Raw genomic sequence first — 19,065 nt, forward strand, 5'->3', positions numbered from 1 at the left:
AATAAAAACCGAGCGTCATTTCCACTCGGTTTTCATCAATAAACTTATTGCGACAACTCTACTTCTTTTATTTTCTCTTTCATTCTTGCTTTATCACGATTTAAAATCTCTTTTAAATACTTACCTGTATACGAGCGCTCTTCTTTCACTACTTGCTCTGGCGTTCCGGAAGCAACGATTTGTCCACCTTTGTCTCCGCCCTCTGGTCCAAGGTCAACGATATAATCCGCTGTTTTTATCACATCTAAATTATGTTCAATTACAAGTACCGTCTCACCACTCTCAACAAGACGTTGCAGCACTTCTAGAAGACGTGCAATATCATGCGCATGCAACCCAGTCGTTGGCTCATCTAAAATATATAACGTACGACCTGTAGAACGACGATGTAATTCAGAAGCTAATTTCACACGCTGTGCTTCCCCACCAGATAATGTTGTTGCTGGTTGACCTAATTTCATATAACCAAGCCCAACATCTACAAGCGTTTGAAGTTTACGCTTAATTTTAGGAATATTGGCGAAGAATTCTACTCCATCTTCAATTGTCATCCCTAACACTTCAGAAATATTCTTATCTTTATATTTCACTTCTAACGTTTCACGATTATATCGTTTACCGTGACAAACTTCACACGGAACATACACATCTGGTAAGAAATGCATTTCGATTTTAATAATTCCATCACCACGGCACGCTTCACAACGGCCACCTTTTACGTTAAAGCTGAAACGTCCTTTTTGATATCCGCGCACTTTAGCTTCGTTCGTTTGTGCAAACACATCACGAATATCATCGAATACACCTGTGTACGTCGCTGGATTAGAACGTGGTGTACGACCAATTGGCGATTGATCAATATCAATTACTTTATCTAAATGTTCAAGACCTTTAATCTCTTTATGAGTACCTGGCTTCGCTTTCGCTTTATATAACTTTTGCGCTAACGATTTATATAGTACTTCATTAATCATCGTACTTTTACCTGATCCAGATACACCTGTTACCGCTACAAACGTACCGAGTGGGAATGACATTTTTGCATTCTTTAAGTTATTCTCTTTTGCGCCGACAATCTCCACTTTACGTCCGTCACCTTTACGTCTTTCAAGTGGAACTGGAATAAACTCTTTACCGCTTAAATATTTTCCTGTTAACGAATTATCATCTTGCATCACTTCAGCTGGTGTCCCTGCCGATACAACTTGCCCACCGTGAATACCTGCACCTGGTCCGATATCAAGTAAATAATCAGCAGCCATCATCGTATCTTCATCATGCTCAACAACGATTAATGTATTACCTAAATCGCGCATTTCTTGCAATGTACGAATAAGACGATCGTTATCGCGCTGGTGTAAACCAATTGAAGGCTCATCAAGAATATAAAGTACGCCAGTTAGACGAGAACCAATTTGCGTCGCTAAGCGAATACGCTGCGCCTCACCACCTGATAACGTACCAGCCGCACGACTTAGCGTTAAATAATCTAAACCAACGTTCACTAAGAATCCAACGCGCTCCTGAATTTCTCTTAAAATTAAATGAGCTATTTTTTGTTGCTTCTCCGTTAGCTCTACATTCGAAAAAAATTCTTGTACTTCTTGAACTGAATACTTCGTTACGTCAGCAATCGTTTTATCACCAACAAAAACAGCTAAGCTTTCAGGCTTTAAGCGGCCGCCTTTACACTTCGGACAAGCTTGTTCTGCCATATACTTTTCCATTTGCTCACGAATGTAATCAGAACTCGTTTCACGATAACGACGTTCAATGTTTGGAATAACACCTTCAAATAAAATCTCATTTTCCTTTACTTGACCGAATTCATTTACATAGCGGAAATAAACCTTCTCTTCCCCGCTTCCGTACAACACTTTATCAAATAAATCTTTCGGTATATCTTTCACAGGCATATCCATATCAACGCCGTAGTGATTACATACAGATTGTAAAAGTTGTGGATAGTATTGTGAACTTGTCGGTTCCCAAGGTGCAATCGCATGTTCATTTAATGATAAATCCCAGTTCGGGATAACAAGCTCTAAATCTACCTCTAGCTTTGAACCAAGTCCATCACAAGAAGGACATGCTCCGAACGGACTGTTGAATGAGAACATACGCGGCTCTAATTCTCCGATTGAAAAACCACAATGCGGACAAGCATGATGTTCACTAAATAGAAGTTCCTCTTCTCCCATTACATCGATTAACACTCGGCCTCCGCCAAGCTTTAATGCACTTTCAAGTGAATCAGCAAGACGGCTTGCGATTCCTTCTTTTACAACAATACGGTCAATTACAACTTCAATAGAATGCTTCTTATTTTTATCTAACGTAATCTCTTCAGACACATCAAGCATTTCACCATCAACACGTACACGAACATATCCTTGCTTCTTAATATCTTCAAGTACTTTCACATGTGCACCTTTACGCCCAGAAACGATAGGAGCTAACACTTGTAATTTCGTACGTTCAGGATATTCAAGAACACGGTCTACCATCTGCTCTACTGTTTGTGATGTAATTTCAATCCCATGATTTGGACAAATTGGCGTACCAATTCGCGCAAATAATAAACGTAAATAATCATAAATCTCCGTTACCGTTCCGACAGTTGAACGTGGATTACGACTCGTCGTTTTTTGATCGATTGAAATCGCTGGTGACAATCCTTCAATCGTATCTACATCCGGCTTATCCATTTGTCCTAAAAACTGGCGCGCATACGCAGATAACGATTCTACGTATCTGCGCTGCCCTTCTGCATAAATCGTATCAAATGCTAATGATGATTTCCCCGAACCAGACAATCCCGTTACAACGACAAGCTGATTTCTCGGAATGGTTACATCAATATTTTTTAAGTTATGTGCTCTAGCACCTTTTACAACGATAAAATCCTTGCTCTTACTCACTCTTTTCACCCTTCCGCTTTTAATTCTAATAGTAAATCTCTTAGTTCAGCTGCACGCTCGAAGTCTAACGCTTTTGCTGCTTCTTTCATCTCTGCTTCCATCTTCGCAATTGTCTTTTCACGCTCTTTTTTCGTCATTTTCTTAGCAGGAGTTGCTTCGTATGTTTCTGTCTCTTCAGCAGTTGTCGTTGCACGGATTACATCACGTACGCCTTTTTGAATCGTTTTCGGCGTAATACCATGCTCTTTATTGTAGGCTTCTTGTATAGTACGACGACGCTGCGTTTCTTCAATTGCAATTCCCATTGATCTTGTTATACGATCTGCGTACATAATAACGCGGCCGTTTTCATTACGCGCGGCACGACCAATTGTTTGAATTAATGAGCGCTCTGAACGTAAGAACCCTTCCTTATCAGCATCTAAAATCGCTACAAGTGATACTTCTGGAATATCTAATCCTTCTCGTAATAAGTTAATACCGACCAGTACATCAAACTTACCGAGGCGAAGATCGCGGATAATTTCAATACGTTCTAACGTTTTAATTTCAGAGTGAAGATAGTTAACTTTAATTCCTACATCTTTTAAGTAGTCCGTTAAATCCTCTGACATTTTCTTCGTTAAAGTCGTAATTAATACACGTTCATTTTTTGCAATACGATCTTGAATCTCTCCTAATAAATCGTCAATTTGCCCTTCAATAGGTCGTATATCGATTGGTGGATCTAAAAGCCCTGTTGGACGAATAATTTGTTCTATTACTTCTGGTGACTGCTCTAACTCGTACGGTCCTGGCGTCGCCGAAACGTAAATAACTTGATTTGTTTTCTCCTCAAACTCATCAAACATGAGCGGTCTATTATCTAAAGCTGACGGCAGACGGAATCCATGATCCACAAGCACTTGCTTACGTGCTTGGTCCCCGTTATACATCGCTCTTACTTGTGGCACTGATACGTGCGACTCATCCATAACAATTAAGAAATCTTCCGGGAAATAGTCCAATAACGTATACGGTGTTGCACCCGCTGGACGAAGTGTTAAATGACGGGAATAGTTTTCAATCCCTGAACAAAAGCCCATCTCGCGCATCATTTCTAAATCATAACGTGTACGTTGCTCTATACGCTGTGCTTCTAGCAACTTACCGTTATCATTTAAATCCTTTAAACGCTCTTCTAATTCTTTTTCAATATTTTCAATAGCGACCTTCATTTTCTCTTCACGTGTAACGAAGTGAGATGCTGGGAAGATTGCTACATGATCACGTTCTGCTAATACTTCACCTGTTAACGCATTTACTTCACGGATACGATCAATTTCATCGCCGAAAAATTCAATTCGAATACAATGCTCATCAAGTGATGCTGGGAAGATTTCAACTACATCTCCGCGCACACGGAATGTACCACGCTTGAAATCAATATCATTACGTCCATACTGTACATCAACAAGTTCACGAAGCAATTGATTGCGGTCCTTCTCCATACCAACTCGAAGTGATACAACTAACTCGCGATATTCTTCAGGAGAACCTAAACCATATATACACGATACACTCGCAACGATAATTACATCGTCCCGTTCAAATAATGCAGACGTTGCCGAGTGACGCAATTTATCAATTTCATCATTAATCTGCGCGTCCTTTTCAATAAACGTATCTGTTTGTGGTACATACGCTTCCGGCTGATAATAATCGTAATAACTAACAAAATACTCAACTGCATTATTCGGGAAAAAGTCTTTCAACTCACTATATAACTGTCCTGCTAACGTTTTATTGTGAGCCATAACAAGTGTTGGCTTTTGCACTTCTTTAATGACATTTGAAATCGTAAATGTCTTACCCGTTCCTGTCGCTCCAAGCAACACTTGCTTTTTCTTTCCACTATTAATTCCCTCTACAAGCTTCTCTATAGCTACCGGCTGATCACCTTGCGGGGAATACGCTGATATAATTTCAAATTGATGTTCCAAGTAAAATCCGACCTCCTCATAAAAATCTGTATTATTATTTTACCACGAATGCCTATAAAAAACCTAAAAAAACGAACAGATATTCGGTAAAGTTTTCGACAATATACACATAGAAAAAGGAAGGAGTAAATACTTCCTTCCTCTACTAATTCTATTTTTTAGGTACATATACTAAGTCATATCCATTGCGCCCAGCTTCATTCGTACAATCTATTAACCGATAAGTACTTTCTGATTCGCGCTGCTCTTTAACAATACTTTTACAACTATCTTTATGTAACCCTTTATCCTTCCCAGCAAATTTGTCTTTTCTATTATCTGAAACATAAAATATATCGTTCCCACTATACTCTAACGTTTGAAAAATCGGGTCCCCTTCAAGGGTATACTGTACAATTCTTATTTTATCAACTTCCCTTTGTTCGACATTCAAAACGAAATTTTCAAATTTATCTAGATTGGAAATCCTGGTTCCCTTTACAATGACATCGTTCTTCTTATCAATTGTAGTGTTAGATGATGAGCATGCTACTAAACTAAAGAGAAATAGACATATAAAGCTGGTTCTTTTTTCTATTGTCATCCTCTCCTATAAAAATTATTTGTATACCAGAAAAGCTACTTTCAACTATGAAAGTAGCTTTTCTTTTCCTTTCTCCTTCTTCGGAAAAACCACATATGAAAATGAAATCGCTGTATCAACTAAAAATATAATTGCCCACACTTGGCTCACGCGACTTGCAGCTTTATTTAAAACGATTCCCGATTCTAACCAATTACCCCATTGTTCAAATGGAATAAATCCATACGCGAAGAAAAAGAATATGTGCACACCAACGAATAAAACAAGATGTAATACCCAATTTTTTATTTCCTGCTTTGCATAGGCCATACCTGTTGATTCTACCTGTTCTTCAATAATAGGCGCCGGTTCATTACGCCATTTCGCAACTAGCTTTTGCGCAAATATATCAAGCTTCTTCAAATCCTTTTTCCCGTAGAAAACCGCATACAGTAAAATAATTACAGTAATGATTTGAAAATTAGAGAACTTTCCTGTTTGATAATAGTCCACTGCCCCTAATGTTAAAATAAACACTTCATTTACGAGGAGTACAATCCCCATAATAAAGCTCGCCTTCTTCAAACGGAATCCGTAACGGAGTAAAAAGAAACCGATAGCCGATAACCAAAATACGATCTCTGCTCCAATTAAAAAATACCAACGATATTCTGCGAGTATGCTCATTTATCCTTCTCCCTTTCATCATAAATACGAAAAGCTTCATCCATATATAATAAAAACTCTTCTTCAATTGGATACATGCTCATTTTCTGTGAATCTTCCTTTGATTTTCTAACTTCCCATAACTTATCTAAAAACGCTTCGTCACCATTAGCCATTTCTAAACACTTCTGCATTAATCTCTTCATTGCCCTTTGTACTTCATCACTAGTGGCTTCTTTACCCTCTTTCATAAAAATACGTAATTGCTTTAATAAATCTACCCATTCTAAAACATTCGGATCTTCCTCACTCATATTCGGCAAATTATGAAGCAACTTTTGTTCTTCCTTTGAAAATACTTCATTTTGAAATATTTCACGTATACGAGGAGACTGTTTTGAAAGCTGAATAAGTTCAAACATAACTTTCCAATCAAGTTCTCCCTCTACATCTACCGAATAAACAACCGCTTGTAAAACACGCTCCATTCGATTGAACTTCTTTTGCTCTTCTTGTACAAATCGAAGTTGGTTTTCAAGTGATTTTTTCAAATCCAGCTCACCTTTTACTAACATATTCGCAACTTCTTTTAATGAAAATCCCATTTCTTTTAAAAATAAAATTTGTTGCAAACGAATAACGTCATTTTCACTATATAACCGATGCCCACCCTCTGTTTTTCCGCTCGGCTTTAATAAATCTATTTGATCATAATAACGTAGTGTACGTACTGTAACCCCTGTTTCTCTCGTCAATTCTTGTATTGAAATCACTACCATCACCTCTTCCCCCTCATTATAGAAGATAACGTTACGTAACTTTCAAGTGTTTTGTAAAAAAAATACAAAAAGCTGTTTATACAAAGTGTATAAACAGCTTTTATGGAAATAACCCCTTTTGTATGGCGCGCCCACAAAATAAAATAAGTGCTCCAACAACAACACTCGTTGCCGTTTTATGATAATGGGCTAATAATAATAAATAATACGATAAACCTACAGTACCAATCATAATACAAATACTCGGCACTGGATTACGAGAAAAATTTTGCATTCCCCAAAGAAGCGCAAATATAGCTGTAGCGACACATAACACCGGTAATCCCATCCCAGTTCCCCTTTTTCTATCTATTATTCTTTGTTGCTAACACGCTCGTTGATGCGATACTTATTAATACACCAAAAATAGCAATATATAATAGCTCAGTTACATGTACTGCTTGCCTATCTAAATACTTATTTACACAAAGATACATAATGAACAAGAAAACGAAGCTTGTAATACAAATCATAAAATATGACTTCATCTTGTTCACAACTCGCTCATCAATCGATGGTACTCCCTCTTCTTTCAAACGCTTCTGCTCTTTATATTCCGAAATTCCATATAAAATGACTAGCGCTACATTCGATATAAAAATAGTTCCCCACGAAATACTTAAAATCATTAAACTCGTATTTAAAAGAATTCCTGCTACAAGCAAACTCCCTACGAATCTCATGACCTCTCTCTTACTCATACATGATCAGCCTCTTTTCGATTTCTATATTTCCACTTCGGCCAATAGTTCACAAGAAAATACACCCACTGCCCTAGTACAAATAAAACAAACGGCATACCAGCATTTCCATCAACAATTAAATTATATAAACTCCATATCGCTAAACTAATCGTAAAAAATAACCCTACATATTTAAACGCTTTATCTGACTGAAATCTCTCAAACTCATCCTGCATTTTTTATTCCCCCTATCGCTATGCTCGTTTTCCTACCATTTCTCTCCCCTTACTCCAGCGTAAAGATTTCCTCCACCTTCACTCCAAAATACTTGGCGATTTTTAAGGATAACTCTAGACTCGGATTGTAATGATGATTTTCAATCGCCACTATCGTCTGCCGCGTCACCTGCATCGCCTTTGCCATTTCAACTTGTGTTATATGATTTTGCTTTCTTAACTCTTTTATTTTATTTTTCACACCCATAGGATCCACCTTCAAAAGTAAAGATATCTTTACTTAAATTATAAATATTTTCCAGTTACAAGTAAAGATATCTTTACAAATTTTAGAAAAACATTTCACTGCATATCTTCTCTAACAAAGTACAAGAGTAATTCAATTTATATCAGCGCAACTTAAAATATATCGGCGATTTTGCAAATATATCAGCGCAACTCCATTTATATCGGCGATTTCCCAAATATATCGACATCAGTAACACCATAAGCATAAGAAAGAAGCTGCCCCAAAATATCTTTTGGAACAGCTTCTTTCTTATGCTTATATAAATCCTAATCCCCATACAAGAACGTATCCAAGAACCGATAAGCAAACCGAGCCAATCAGCCCTGCCACGAATGCTTTACTTCCTAATTTACGAAAAGTTTTAAACTCTACATTTAAACCGAGCCCTGCCATCGCCATTGCGATTAGCATATAAGCAATGACAACAATGTATCCCGCAACAACTTCTGGAATAATCCCAAGCGAATGCACTGCACTCATTGCTAAAAACCCGAAGATGAACCACGGAATTGGAAGGTCGCGCCATGATCTTTTTTCCTCGCTACCTTCACTCTTACCAAACCATAATCCGATTAAAATCGCTACTGGTACAAGCATTGCAACGCGCGTTAGTTTCACGATAACTGCGATATCTACAGCCGTGCTTCCTCCTGGCGCCGCAGCCGCAATTACGTGAGCAATTTCATGCAGTGTCGCCCCTGAGAACACTCCATATCCGTATGGAGATAGGCCAAGCACTGGATATAATAACGTATAAATAAGCGTAAATATTGTACCTAAAATTGCAATGATCGCCGCTCCAACTGCTGTTTCGTCATCTTTTGCTTTCACTTGCGGTGCAATTGCCACGACCGCGGCCGCGCCGCAAATTGCCGTACCGCATGCTGTTAAAATCCCAAGTTTCTTTTCTACTTTAAATACTTTCGTTAGTCCGTATACAACAAAAATAGTAAATGTAATAACAACCGCCGCGATGACCAATACTTTCGGCCCCGCCTTCGCAATATCAACAAGATTTAATCGCATTCCAAGTAAGATGATCCCAAAGCGCAGTAACTTCTTACTCGCAAAGTTCGTTCCTGCAATCGCATCATGAGGAACTCCAATTGCAGCGCGCCAAACCATCCCAATTAGAATAGCAATTACTAATTGTCCCATAATATTTAAAAATGGAAGCTCCGCTAAATATTTCGCGGCAATTGCGATTAATAATGTAATCCCAATTCCTTGCGAAAATCCAAAGCCCTTCTTCTTTTGTATAACAAGTGTTTGTTCCACCTTGTACCACCCCAATAATCGTATTGGAACATGCATGTTCTTTCTACTTACATTATAAGAGAGTTTCTATAATAAGTTTAATACCAATACCGAATCTCTATCATCAGAAATACTTATGATAAGATGATAGAAAAGAAAGGAGCCCATTATATGAACGTAGACATTTTAAAAATTTTTGTTACTGTCGTTGAACAGAAACACTTCTCCCGTGCAGCAGAATTATTAAACCTTTCACAGCCCGGAGTAAGTATGCATATACGCAACTTAGAAAACGAATTTGGCACTACACTTATTCAACGCTCCCCGAAGCATGTCCAAGTTACGGAAGCTGGAAACATATTATATATACATGCAAAGCAAATGCTCTCTCTTTACGAAGATGCTAAGCAAGAAATTAATGAACTACATAACGTTGTAACAGGAACACTTCGCATCGGTGCTAGTTTTACAATTGGCGAATACTTACTTCCAAAAATACTCGCTAACTATGCGAATGAAAATCCACGCGTCGAAGTGCATACCTTTATCTCAAATACAGAAGAAGTTTTGCAAAGTCTTCGCTCTAATCAAATTGATATCGGCTTAGTGGAAGGGCAAGTCGTATACGCTGATGTTAACGTTGAAACATTTATGCAAGATGAAATGAAGCTCGTCGTTCCGCCAAATCATCCATTGCTCCGCACAAAGGAAATAAATGAAAGCACACTCCAAGATCAAGTATGGGTACTAAGAGAAAGTGGTTCTGGTACACGCGCTTATAGTGACCGCTTTATTCATCAACACCATTTAAAAATGAAACGATTCTTTACATTCAGTAGTATCCAAAGCGTAAAGGAAGCTGTTAGTGCCGGTCTTGGCATCGCTATACTTTCTGATTGGACTGTACGGAAAGAGCTACTAGCAAAAGAACTATTCCACGTCGAAGTTCCAAATGAACAACTAATCCGTCCGTTCTCTATCGTTCGCGGCAAATATTTCATTCCATCTAAAGCCATTCAAGTGTTCTTAAATCATGTAAATTCTTTTGCGAAAAAACAGCATTGACCTTCACATTAGTGTGAAGGTTTACAATACATGTAAAAGGAGTGAAACACATTGCGAATTGGAGAATTATCAAAAGAAACTGGCGTTAGTGAAAGATCACTAAGACATTACGAAGAAAAGGGATTACTCCCTTCTAAGCGCCTCGCAAATGGCTACCGTGATTTTGATGAAAGTGCCATCAGAAAAGTGGAGCTTATTCAAATGTACTTACAAATTGGCTTAAATTTAGAAGAGACGGCAAGGATGCTGCGCTGCCTTGAAATTGAACCGCACCTGTACGACAATCCGTGCAGCAGTATCCTTACGCTTTACGAAGATAAACTCAATGAAGTAACAAAGCAAATCACATTACTTTCCAACATCCAAACGAATTTGCAAAAACACGTTTCACTCCTAAAACAAGCAAAAGAAAAGGGATGATTACATGTTTGTTATACATGGCAGTTCAAGACAAAACGGAAATACGGAAGCTTTAACACATATGATGATTGATGGAATTGAAACAGAACAAATTTATTTACGTGATCACACAGTCTATCCTATTACAGATAAGCGTCATGATGCAGAAGGATTCCAACCTGTAAATGATGACTACGAGCAGTTAACGAAACGCATGTTAGCGCACGACACAATTATCTTTGCTACACCATTATATTGGTACGGAATGAGTGGACATATGAAAAACTTTGTTGATCGCTGGTCACAAAGCTTGCGCGATACATCTCTTCATTTCAAAGAGAAAATGAAAGATAAAAAGATGTATGTTGTCATCGTTGGCGGGGATAATCCAAAGCTAAAAGCATTACCGCTTATTGCTCAATTCCAATATATCTTTGATTTTGTTGGTTCTTCATTTGAAGGTTATGTTATTGGAGATGCGAATGGGTTAGATGAAATTCAAAATGATGCTGAGGCGATAGCTAAGGCACAAGTTTATAATAACGAATTCAAAAATCACAAGCTGAAATAAGTTTGACAAACTATTTAGACTTAGCGACGCAAGAAGAATTAGAAATCATGTTACAAGAATACCCTGGTACAATACTTTTCATTAGCCATGATCGTGCCTTTATTCGCTCTGTTGCAGACCATATTCTACAAGTAGACGAGAGTGAACCAAGGGTATTCCACGGTAATTACGAACAATACACAAAAAGAACAACGGGGGATTCTGTAAACGTTACTGAACAAGAACTATTACGATTACAAACAAAACTAACAGAAATCATTGGCCGAGTTTCCATACAAAATCATCACGATGACATCACATCTCTCAACCAAGAATACGAAACATTATTAGTTCAAATACGGAAATGTAAAGAAGCGCTCTAATGTCTTCCCTATATATCGACGGGACCTTCCGCATTTCCCAAGAAATATTGAAACTTCGACATATAAAGTAAAAAGCCATGCATCAGCACGGCTTTTTACTTTATCCCGCATTAACGGGCAGTAAGACTCCCACCTCAAAATTCGGTTAAGGCAAAGAAGGTAGATGGGAGACCAACTGCCCGTAAATGCCCGATTGGTTCAACTAATAATCAGTGGGGAACAAACACCCCCACTGATTAAAGTTTCACTTTATATACGAACAGCAGTCCCGCTCACAGCAACCATTAGCATCCCTTCGCGAACTACCTCGTAATCCACGTCGATACCAACAATTGCATTTGCATTTTTTTGTCTTGCGAAAGTTTTCATCTCTTCCATTGCGATGTCACGTGCTTCTTTTAATTTACTTTCATAAGCACCCGCACGACCGCCGACAACGTCACGGACAGAAGCGAAGAGGTCACGAACGATATTCGCGCCCATAATCGCTTCTCCATTGACGATATCGATATACTCAATAATTTCTTTTCCTTGAATTGTAGACGTTGTTGTTACAATCATACTCTATAGCCTCCCATATGAGATTTTTACCTACTTATGGTGCACTAATTCAGTACAAATTATATTTACGAACTAAACTGAGCTTCGTATAACCTACTGTATCCTCCGCCTTGCTCAATTAATTCATCATGTGAACCTTGTTCTGCAATACCGTCTTTATTTACAACGACAATTCGATCTGCATTTTTAATCGTTGCAAGTCTGTGAGCGATAACTAACGTTGTACGGCCAGCTGCTAATTCAGCAAGTGATTTTTGAATTGCAAGTTCCGTCTCAGTATCTAGTGCGGAAGTAGCTTCATCTAGTATTAAAATTGGCGGGTTTTTCAAGAACATACGAGCAATTGCTAGACGCTGCTTCTGTCCACCAGAAAGTTTTACACCACGCTCACCGATAACAGTATCTAAACCGTCTGGTTGTGAGTAAATTAAGTCTTCTAACTGCGCACGTTTTACTGCCTGCCAAATTTCAGCTTCTGACGCCTTTAAGTTCCCGTAAGCAATATTTTCACGAATTGTTCCTGAGAATAAGAACACATCTTGCTGCACAATTCCAATTTGCTTACGAAGTGAAGATAATGTCATATCTTTCGTATCAATACCATCAATTTGAATTGATCCAGATGATTGCTCATAAAAACGTGGTAACAGGCTACATAACGTCGTTTTCCCTGCTCCTGATGGTCCAACGAACGCAACCGTTTCACCTGCATGTATGTTCAAACTAATATCATTTAAAATCGGTTCTTTATTTTCATATCCGAACGTAATGTTGTTATATTGAATATCACCATGTACCTGTTTAACTTCCATTGCATCTTTAGAGTCTACAATGTCAGGCTCTGTTTCAAGAAGCTCTACATACCTTTTAAAACCAGCGATTCCTTTCGGATAGCTTTCGATTACCGCGTTAATTTTTTCAATTGGACGGAAGAAAATATTCGTTAATAGAACGAATCCGATAAATCCACCGTATGTTAATTCTCCTTGCAGAACAAACCATGTACCGCATATTAATACGAAGAGCGTTACGAGACGCATGAGCATATAACTAATCGATGAATTTAAAGACATAATTTTATACGCCATTAATTTCGTTGTACGGAAACGAGCGTTGTTCACAGCGAATTGCTCTTTCTCAAACTTTTCATTTCCGAATGCTTGTACAACGCGAATACCACCAACGTTGTTCTCAATACATGCATTGAAATCAGCAACGTCTGAGAATAAACGTCTAAATGTACCTGTCATTTTTTTATTGAAGTAAAGTGCTAACCATAATAGGAATGGAATGACGAAGAACGTTAATAACGCTAACTTCCAGTTGATCATCATCATAAATGAGAATGCCCCAACTAAAGTCATTACGGCGATAAATAAATCTTCTGGTCCATGGTGAGCAATTTCCCCAATTTCCATTAAATCGTTTGTAAGGCGCGAAATTAAATGACCTGTTTTATTATTATCAAAAAATCTGAATGATAGCTTTTGAATATGATCAAATAATTTCTGCCTCATATCTGTTTCAATGTTAACACCAAGCATATGTCCCCAATATGTAACGACATATTGTAAGCCTGCATTTAACATATAAACTGCGAGTAAACCGAAACAAGCCCATAAAATAAGCGTCCAGTTTTGCCCTGGCAATAACTTATCAATAAATTGATTTACGATAAGCGGGAAGCCGAGTTCTAATAATCCTGCGACAACCGCACAAGAAAAGTCGAGTATAAATAAACCTTTATACGGTTTATAATACGAGAAAAATTTACGCAGCATATCTTACCTCCATTTTCCAAAATTAAAAAGACTCCCTAAATGATAACCATTATCAAATAATTATTCAAGTTATCCGTCTATGAAACTGAAAATAAGCTTTGCGATAGCTGTCGTTTTTGGCCGGAAAGTCGATATATTCGAATAATCGCCGATATATTTCGAGTTACGCTGATATATTTGCAAAATCGCCGATATAAATTTCATTTACTAACTACCCTCCCCAAAAAAACAAAAAAAGGTACCACCACAAGGTGATACCATTCCTTCTATTACATCGCTTCTGAATCCCACTCATGCTCCTGTTCAACGAATACAATACCTAATTCGTGATGTCCACCAGCATATAATGCAGTTTGTGCAAGACGAAGCTCACCATTTGTATCTAATACTTCTAATTTACAAAATGCTCCTGTCGTCTTCGTTTGAAGCGCATCATAAAATTCCTCGGCGCTTTTTGGAATGACTCCATTTACTTTCGTAATAATTTCTCCAGGCAGTAATTTCAGCTCTGCTCCAATTGTATTTGGAATTGTATCTAGTACAACGAGCCCATCATTGCGTGCAGCAAAATACGCTGGTCTTGTTTCATCGGCAATTTTCTCTTGCATCGAAATTGTGAAACGCCCAAGCATCGCGACTCCCATCGCGATAATTGCAAGTACGTGCCACCAGTAACTTGCGATTCCTAAAACGAGCACAAGTCCTGCTAATCCATAAACACGTCTTCCTGTAAATAATAAAGCTTCCGTCGGCTCATAACTTTTAATCTTTCTCATAAATCCAATTAAAAATGGAACGAGGAATAGAGAATATGTATTTGAACCTATTGAAACGACAGGCCACCATGAAATAAACTGCGTTACCGCATCACCCGGTACAAGAATAAAAATAGGAACGATCCATAAACGCTTTGATTCGTGTAAACCAATCTTTAATCCACGCTTCCCCTTCCTAATCTTCGGTGTAGAGCATCCTACCGCGTTTTTAGAAATCAATAAGCCTTCTACAATAAGCATAACGCCTAGTAAAATAGCAAGGGATACGATGGTATTCTCTTCACCTTCTCGAAGCTGTAAGAAGGAAACTGGTAGCTTAGAAGATAATAGAACACATACAATCGCAATGCTAAATGTATAAGCTGCCGATAAATATCGATACATAGCCGTTAATCCAAATAGTAATGTCCAAATTAAAATAGCCCATAAGCTTGCTTTAGAAACAACAAGTCCAAGCCCAATCGTAATAATAGATACTACTAATCCGTATCCAATCCCTGCAAATAGAGAGGTTCGCAGTTCAAACCAAATATCATAAACTTTAAAAGAAAAATCTTTTCGTTCTCTTAACATACGTAAGTATCCAACGAAGATACTACTTATTACAAATATATAGACAGCAGGGTGTAAGAAAAAACGTCCAACTGCCCGCATTATTTCAAAAATCCACGCCTCCACGAACTCATTCACCACCATTTATATCATTCTTTCTTTTTATATTATCACAACTAAACAAACGTTTGTTTAACACAAAAAAATACAGGCAGCAAACTGCCTGTATTTCTTCTTATTTTGCCATTAACTTTAATGCTGACTGTAATTGTAAATCATTTTCTCCAGAACGGATTTTTTCGATAATTTTAGTTTGAATCGCTTCAGCTGTCTTTTTATCAAGCTGTCCTGTCGCTTCCATCTCATTCGCATTTTGGAATGCTTTCAGCGCCGATTCTGTCTCTTTACTAAAGTATCCATCTTCACGACCTGGTACATACCCTAAGCTCTTAAGCATTTCTTGAGCATGTTTTACTTGTACATCATTTGAATTGTATGAAAGTGTTTTTTCAATTTGAATTGGTGTCGCATGATAATAATTTGGTTGCTTCACTTCTACTGTTGGTGCGATTCCTTTTTTATGAATCCAGTTCCCATCCGGTGTTAACCATTTAAACATTGTTAATTTAATGTTGCTGCCGTCTTTAAATGGAACAGCTTGCTGGACAGTACCTTTACCAAATGTTTTTTCACCAATTAAATCGTATCCTTCTCCTTCTTTCAGCGCACCCGCTAAAATCTCTGAAGCAGAAGCACTTCCATTATCAATTAATACTGAAATTGGATATGGTTTTCTCTCTTTCAGTTCCGTAGAGAATTTCTTCTTCTCACCATTTCGCTGCTCTACTTGTAGCATTGGCTTTTTATTCGTCATAATTTCCCCTAGTATATCTTCTACACTATTTAAATAGCCACCAGGATTACCACGCACGTCAATAACTAAGCCTTTTATATTTTTCTTCTCTAACTCTTTTAACTGATCCTTAAATTCCTTCGCTGTATTCTCAGCAAAAGAAGTGATTTGCATATAACCGATATCTTTTCCACTCTCTTGCTTCACAGAACTAAACACTGTAAAGATTGGAATCTTTTCACGCTTAATTTTAAATACAATCGGATCAGTTACTCCCGCACGTTTAATTTCAATTGCGACAGTCGTTCCCTTTTTACCACGAATTTTTAATACCGCTTCTTCACGTGATAAGTCTTTCACACTGTTTCCATCTACAGATAAAATTTGGTCATTCGGTTTAATTCCTATCTTTTCTGCTGGTGAACCTTTAATTGGCGATACGATAATAAGCTTATCGTCCGTCTTGTTCACCTCAGCCCCAATCCCCTCTAATTCAGGATCAAGCGATTCACTAAACTGTTTGGCTGTTTCTTTATCCATATACGTGGAATAAGGGTCCTTCAGCGTAGACAACATACCTTGTATTGCACCTTCAACTAACTTTTCATCTTTCACGTCTTCCACATAACGTGAATCAATTAGTGCATACGCCTCATTAATTTTTGCCAAATTCCCTTGCGCAGTGCTAGCATTCCCACTCGAAATTGTTTGCGTTACTTCTGCTGGGGTAACCCCAAATACAGACATGCCTGCAAACATTCCGCCAGCACCAATTAAAAATGCAACAACCATTCCAATAATTGCAACTCTACGTTTCAATGCGGAATTCCCCTTTCCAAAACACACAGGTGGTGTAGCAAAAGGCATCACACAGTGTGTGATGCCTTTACCTATTTCTACTATATGATAAGCTTGTACGAATTATGTTTGCAACTTTTTATACTTTTAAGAAGCGACGAATTGACATTACACTTCCCCACATACCGATTAAAGCACCGATTAACACTAGTAAACCAGCTAATTGGAATACGAAAGGACTGTATGGTAGAAGCTCGAAAATTGTTCCGCCAAGTTTTTCGTTAAACACACCTTGCAACGAATTATACGTAACTAGAATTAGGCCAATTGGAATAATTGATCCTAATACTCCTAAGAATAATCCCTCTAGCAAGAATGGCCAACGAATAAACCAGTTTGTTGCACCAACAAGTTTCATAATTTCAATTTCTGTACTACGAGCATAAATTGTAATTTTAATTGTATTAGAGATTAAGAACATCGCTGTGAATAAAAGACCAGCAATTAACGCAATCCCAATGTTACGACCAGTTTTTACAGTATCAAATAATCGTTCAACTTGCCCTTTTCCGTACTGAACATTACTGACAAACTGCATTTTTTCAACTTTCTTCGCGATTGTCGCTGTATCTGTTGGTTCTTTTGCTTTTACAACGAATACGTTTTTAAGTGGGTTATCTTGTTCAAATAACTCAAACGTTTTTCCACTATCACCTAAACTTTTAATTAAACGTTTTAACTCTTCTTCTTTAGAAGAATATTTAATAGAATCTACTTTTGCAATCTTACTCATATCTTCTTCTAATTTCTTTTGATCCGCTTCTTTTGCAGCTGGATCAATGTGTACACGAATCTCTACATCTTGCTCTACTTTCGTCGCAAAATGGTTCATATTCATAATCGCTGTTAAAAAGACACCTACAAGTAATAATGTAACTGTTACTGCACTAACAGAAGCAAATGTCATCCATCCGTTACGTGATAGATTCTTTACACCTTCTCGCAAATGTCGACTAAGGGTCTTAGCCTTCATATCCGTATCCTCCCTCAATCTCATCTCGAACAATTTTTCCGCCTTCAATCGCGATTACACGATGACGGATTGTATTTACGATATCTGCATTATGCGTCGCCATAACGATCGTTGTGCCGCGCTCATTAATGCGAGTAAAAATATTCATAATATCAAGAGCTGTTTCAATATCTAAGTTACCTGTTGGCTCATCGGCAATTACAACCTTTGGTCTATTTACAATTGCTCTTGCAATAGCCACACGTTGTTGCTCCCCGCCCGAAAGCTCACTTGGAAGTGCGTCTGCACGATCTTCAAGGCCTACAAGACCTAGAACTTCTGTTACACGCTCACGAATTGCATCCGGTTCTTCTTCAATTACTTCTAAAGCAAACGCAACATTCTCATATACCGTTAATTTAGGTAGCAATTTAAAATCTTGGAAAATTACGCCTAATTGACGACGAAAATACGGAACGTCTCTTTCTGCCAATGTTTCGATAGTAAGTCCATTTACATTAATAGATCCTGTAGATGGTTTCTCTTCACGATACATCATTTTAATAAATGTAGATTTTCCGGCTCCACTCGGTCCAACTACGTATACGAATTCACCTTGTTTAATGTTAACTGTAAGACCAGCAATGGCTTTCATACCATTCGGGTACTCCTTATAAACATTCGTCATTTTTATCATTATTTATCACCCAATACTTAATGATTTTTTTCGAAATACTTTTCTGTACATCTGAAAATAAAAGACATCCTTCATTTTCACTTATTCATCCTTGTTGAAGGTAGTTTACTTATGCTTTCTCATAAGCAATACCACTCTATGTAATATATTTCAGCAAAATTCTACAAACCCCATTGTAACATCAAACGGTTTCCAATTTGGATACATTTTTGTTACAGTTATGT

21 protein-coding genes are annotated in these 19,065 nt (G+C 37.8%); 4 read left to right on the forward strand and 17 right to left on the reverse strand.

The features are described 5' to 3' along the window. Positions 1–44: 44 nt before the first annotated feature. From uvrA to BM089_RS22410, 10 genes are all read right to left on the reverse strand, one after another. Positions 45–2,921: an excinuclease ABC subunit UvrA gene (uvrA, locus tag BM089_RS22365; protein WP_000045587.1), complete on the reverse strand. Its 2,877-nt coding sequence runs from the start codon at positions 2,919–2,921 to the stop codon at positions 45–47. Positions 2,922–2,926: 5 nt separating this feature from the next. Beyond that, positions 2,927–4,903: an excinuclease ABC subunit B gene (gene uvrB / locus BM089_RS22370; protein ID WP_000400987.1), complete on the reverse strand. Its 1,977-nt coding sequence runs from the start codon at positions 4,901–4,903 to the stop codon at positions 2,927–2,929. Positions 4,904–5,054: 151 nt separating this feature from the next. Then, positions 5,055–5,486, reverse strand: coding sequence for a DUF4362 domain-containing protein (locus BM089_RS22375; protein WP_000151278.1), 432 nt, complete (start codon positions 5,484–5,486; stop codon positions 5,055–5,057). A 45-nt stretch (positions 5,487–5,531) separates the two neighbouring features. After that, a complete protein-coding gene (locus BM089_RS22380; RefSeq protein WP_090978119.1) occupies positions 5,532–6,152 on the reverse strand; it encodes a hypothetical protein in 621 nt (206 codons plus the stop codon). Continuing rightward, positions 6,149–6,910 carry a MerR family transcriptional regulator gene (locus BM089_RS22385; protein WP_139213317.1) on the reverse strand — a complete coding sequence of 254 codons (762 nt, stop codon included), beginning with the start codon at positions 6,908–6,910 and terminating at the stop codon, positions 6,149–6,151. The genes BM089_RS22380 and BM089_RS22385 overlap by 4 nt, the downstream gene beginning before the upstream one ends. A gap of 100 nt (positions 6,911–7,010) precedes the next feature. Further along, a complete protein-coding gene (locus BM089_RS22390) occupies positions 7,011–7,238 on the reverse strand; it encodes a hypothetical protein (protein ID WP_000524131.1) in 228 nt (75 codons plus the stop codon). Positions 7,239–7,254: 16 nt separating this feature from the next. Then, positions 7,255–7,650 carry a hypothetical protein gene (locus tag BM089_RS22395; protein ID WP_025710206.1) on the reverse strand — a complete coding sequence of 132 codons (396 nt, stop codon included), beginning with the start codon at positions 7,648–7,650 and terminating at the stop codon, positions 7,255–7,257. Continuing rightward, positions 7,647–7,868, reverse strand: a complete 222-nt coding sequence (locus BM089_RS22400; RefSeq protein ID WP_001150199.1) for a hypothetical protein — start codon at positions 7,866–7,868, stop codon at positions 7,647–7,649. Before BM089_RS22400 ends, BM089_RS22395 begins: the two co-directional genes overlap by 4 nt. 49 nt (positions 7,869–7,917) lie before the next feature. Next, positions 7,918–8,115 (reverse strand): helix-turn-helix transcriptional regulator, encoded by a 198-nt coding sequence (locus BM089_RS22405; protein ID WP_000538364.1) that lies wholly within the window; start codon positions 8,113–8,115, stop codon positions 7,918–7,920. Between the two features lie 297 nt (positions 8,116–8,412). Next, the gene (locus BM089_RS22410) at positions 8,413–9,435 is read right to left on the reverse strand and encodes a YeiH family protein (protein ID WP_000438413.1); all 1,023 of its coding nucleotides are present in this window, start codon (positions 9,433–9,435) and stop codon (positions 8,413–8,415) included. A 150-nt stretch (positions 9,436–9,585) separates the two neighbouring features. Between BM089_RS22410 and BM089_RS22415 the strand changes: the two genes are divergently transcribed. Genes BM089_RS22415 through BM089_RS22430 form a run of 4 tightly spaced genes read left to right on the forward strand, consistent with a single transcriptional unit; the run spans position 9,586 to position 11,811 of the window. Further along, complete coding sequence (locus BM089_RS22415; RefSeq protein ID WP_053563369.1) at positions 9,586–10,479, forward strand: LysR family transcriptional regulator; 894 nt, start codon at positions 9,586–9,588, stop codon at positions 10,477–10,479. A gap of 51 nt (positions 10,480–10,530) precedes the next feature. Further along, a complete protein-coding gene (locus tag BM089_RS22420) occupies positions 10,531–10,899 on the forward strand; it encodes a MerR family transcriptional regulator (protein ID WP_090978121.1) in 369 nt (122 codons plus the stop codon). Positions 10,900–10,903: 4 nt separating this feature from the next. Continuing rightward, positions 10,904–11,449: a flavodoxin family protein gene (locus tag BM089_RS22425; RefSeq protein WP_090978123.1), complete on the forward strand. Its 546-nt coding sequence runs from the start codon at positions 10,904–10,906 to the stop codon at positions 11,447–11,449. Positions 11,450–11,451: 2 nt separating this feature from the next. Then, positions 11,452–11,811 (forward strand): macrolide transporter, encoded by a 360-nt coding sequence (locus BM089_RS22430; RefSeq protein WP_090978125.1) that lies wholly within the window; start codon positions 11,452–11,454, stop codon positions 11,809–11,811. A 249-nt stretch (positions 11,812–12,060) separates the two neighbouring features. On the opposite strand, the gene BM089_RS22435 is transcribed toward BM089_RS22430, so the two are convergent. The 7 genes from BM089_RS22435 to ftsE all read right to left on the reverse strand — a co-directional run bounded on the left by BM089_RS22435 (position 12,061) and on the right by ftsE (position 18,841). After that, positions 12,061–12,372 carry a heavy metal-binding domain-containing protein gene (locus BM089_RS22435; RefSeq protein WP_000637523.1) on the reverse strand — a complete coding sequence of 104 codons (312 nt, stop codon included), beginning with the start codon at positions 12,370–12,372 and terminating at the stop codon, positions 12,061–12,063. A 65-nt stretch (positions 12,373–12,437) separates the two neighbouring features. Then, positions 12,438–14,153 (reverse strand): ABC transporter ATP-binding protein, encoded by a 1,716-nt coding sequence (locus tag BM089_RS22440; RefSeq protein WP_090978127.1) that lies wholly within the window; start codon positions 14,151–14,153, stop codon positions 12,438–12,440. A 69-nt stretch (positions 14,154–14,222) separates the two neighbouring features. Beyond that, complete coding sequence (locus BM089_RS31795) at positions 14,223–14,357, reverse strand: hypothetical protein (protein WP_254906602.1); 135 nt, start codon at positions 14,355–14,357, stop codon at positions 14,223–14,225. Between the two features lie 65 nt (positions 14,358–14,422). After that, entirely contained in the window at positions 14,423–15,625 is a 1,203-nt protein-coding gene (locus tag BM089_RS22450) for a PDZ domain-containing protein (protein WP_090978129.1), read from the reverse strand. A gap of 91 nt (positions 15,626–15,716) precedes the next feature. Beyond that, the gene (locus BM089_RS22455) at positions 15,717–17,201 is read right to left on the reverse strand and encodes a S41 family peptidase (RefSeq protein WP_002094199.1); all 1,485 of its coding nucleotides are present in this window, start codon (positions 17,199–17,201) and stop codon (positions 15,717–15,719) included. A gap of 70 nt (positions 17,202–17,271) precedes the next feature. Further along, on the reverse strand, positions 17,272–18,165 hold the full coding sequence (ftsX, locus tag BM089_RS22460) for a permease-like cell division protein FtsX (RefSeq protein ID WP_000645028.1): 894 nt from the start codon (positions 18,163–18,165) through the stop codon (positions 17,272–17,274). After that, positions 18,155–18,841, reverse strand: a complete 687-nt coding sequence (ftsE, locus tag BM089_RS22465) for a cell division ATP-binding protein FtsE (protein WP_000594319.1) — start codon at positions 18,839–18,841, stop codon at positions 18,155–18,157. The genes ftsX and ftsE overlap by 11 nt, the downstream gene beginning before the upstream one ends. Positions 18,842–19,065: the final 224 nt, after the last annotated feature.

It is taken from the genome of Bacillus sp. 5mfcol3.1 (assembly GCF_900114335.1).
Classification (GTDB): Bacteria; Bacillota; Bacilli; order Bacillales; family Bacillaceae_G; genus Bacillus_A; species Bacillus_A thuringiensis_S.

What these genes read in the sequence shown, in the direction of transcription:
- BM089_RS22395 (WP_025710206.1), bottom strand. Translation starts at nt 7,650, where the DNA reads ATGAGTAAGAGAGAGGTCATGAGATTCGTAGGGAGTTTGCTTGTAGCA.
- BM089_RS22380 (WP_090978119.1), bottom strand. Translation starts at nt 6,152, where the DNA reads ATGAGCATACTCGCAGAATATCGTTGGTATTTTTTAATTGGAGCAGAG.
- BM089_RS22385 (WP_139213317.1), bottom strand. Translation starts at nt 6,910, where the DNA reads ATGGTAGTGATTTCAATACAAGAATTGACGAGAGAAACAGGGGTTACA.
- BM089_RS22450 (WP_090978129.1), bottom strand. Translation starts at nt 15,625, where the DNA reads ATGGTGGTGAATGAGTTCGTGGAGGCGTGGATTTTTGAAATAATGCGG.
- BM089_RS22415 (WP_053563369.1), top strand. Translation starts at nt 9,586, where the DNA reads ATGAACGTAGACATTTTAAAAATTTTTGTTACTGTCGTTGAACAGAAA.
- BM089_RS22375 (WP_000151278.1), bottom strand. Translation starts at nt 5,486, where the DNA reads ATGACAATAGAAAAAAGAACCAGCTTTATATGTCTATTTCTCTTTAGT.
- BM089_RS31795 (WP_254906602.1), bottom strand. Translation starts at nt 14,357, where the DNA reads ATGAAATTTATATCGGCGATTTTGCAAATATATCAGCGTAACTCGAAA.
- BM089_RS22440 (WP_090978127.1), bottom strand. Translation starts at nt 14,153, where the DNA reads ATGCTGCGTAAATTTTTCTCGTATTATAAACCGTATAAAGGTTTATTT.
- ftsX (WP_000645028.1), bottom strand. Translation starts at nt 18,165, where the DNA reads ATGAAGGCTAAGACCCTTAGTCGACATTTGCGAGAAGGTGTAAAGAAT.
- BM089_RS22425 (WP_090978123.1), top strand. Translation starts at nt 10,904, where the DNA reads ATGTTTGTTATACATGGCAGTTCAAGACAAAACGGAAATACGGAAGCT.
- BM089_RS22405 (WP_000538364.1), bottom strand. Translation starts at nt 8,115, where the DNA reads ATGGGTGTGAAAAATAAAATAAAAGAGTTAAGAAAGCAAAATCATATA.
- BM089_RS22435 (WP_000637523.1), bottom strand. Translation starts at nt 12,372, where the DNA reads ATGATTGTAACAACAACGTCTACAATTCAAGGAAAAGAAATTATTGAG.
- BM089_RS22455 (WP_002094199.1), bottom strand. Translation starts at nt 17,201, where the DNA reads ATGCCTTTTGCTACACCACCTGTGTGTTTTGGAAAGGGGAATTCCGCA.
- BM089_RS22390 (WP_000524131.1), bottom strand. Translation starts at nt 7,238, where the DNA reads ATGGGATTACCGGTGTTATGTGTCGCTACAGCTATATTTGCGCTTCTT.
- BM089_RS22400 (WP_001150199.1), bottom strand. Translation starts at nt 7,868, where the DNA reads ATGCAGGATGAGTTTGAGAGATTTCAGTCAGATAAAGCGTTTAAATAT.
- ftsE (WP_000594319.1), bottom strand. Translation starts at nt 18,841, where the DNA reads ATGATAAAAATGACGAATGTTTATAAGGAGTACCCGAATGGTATGAAA.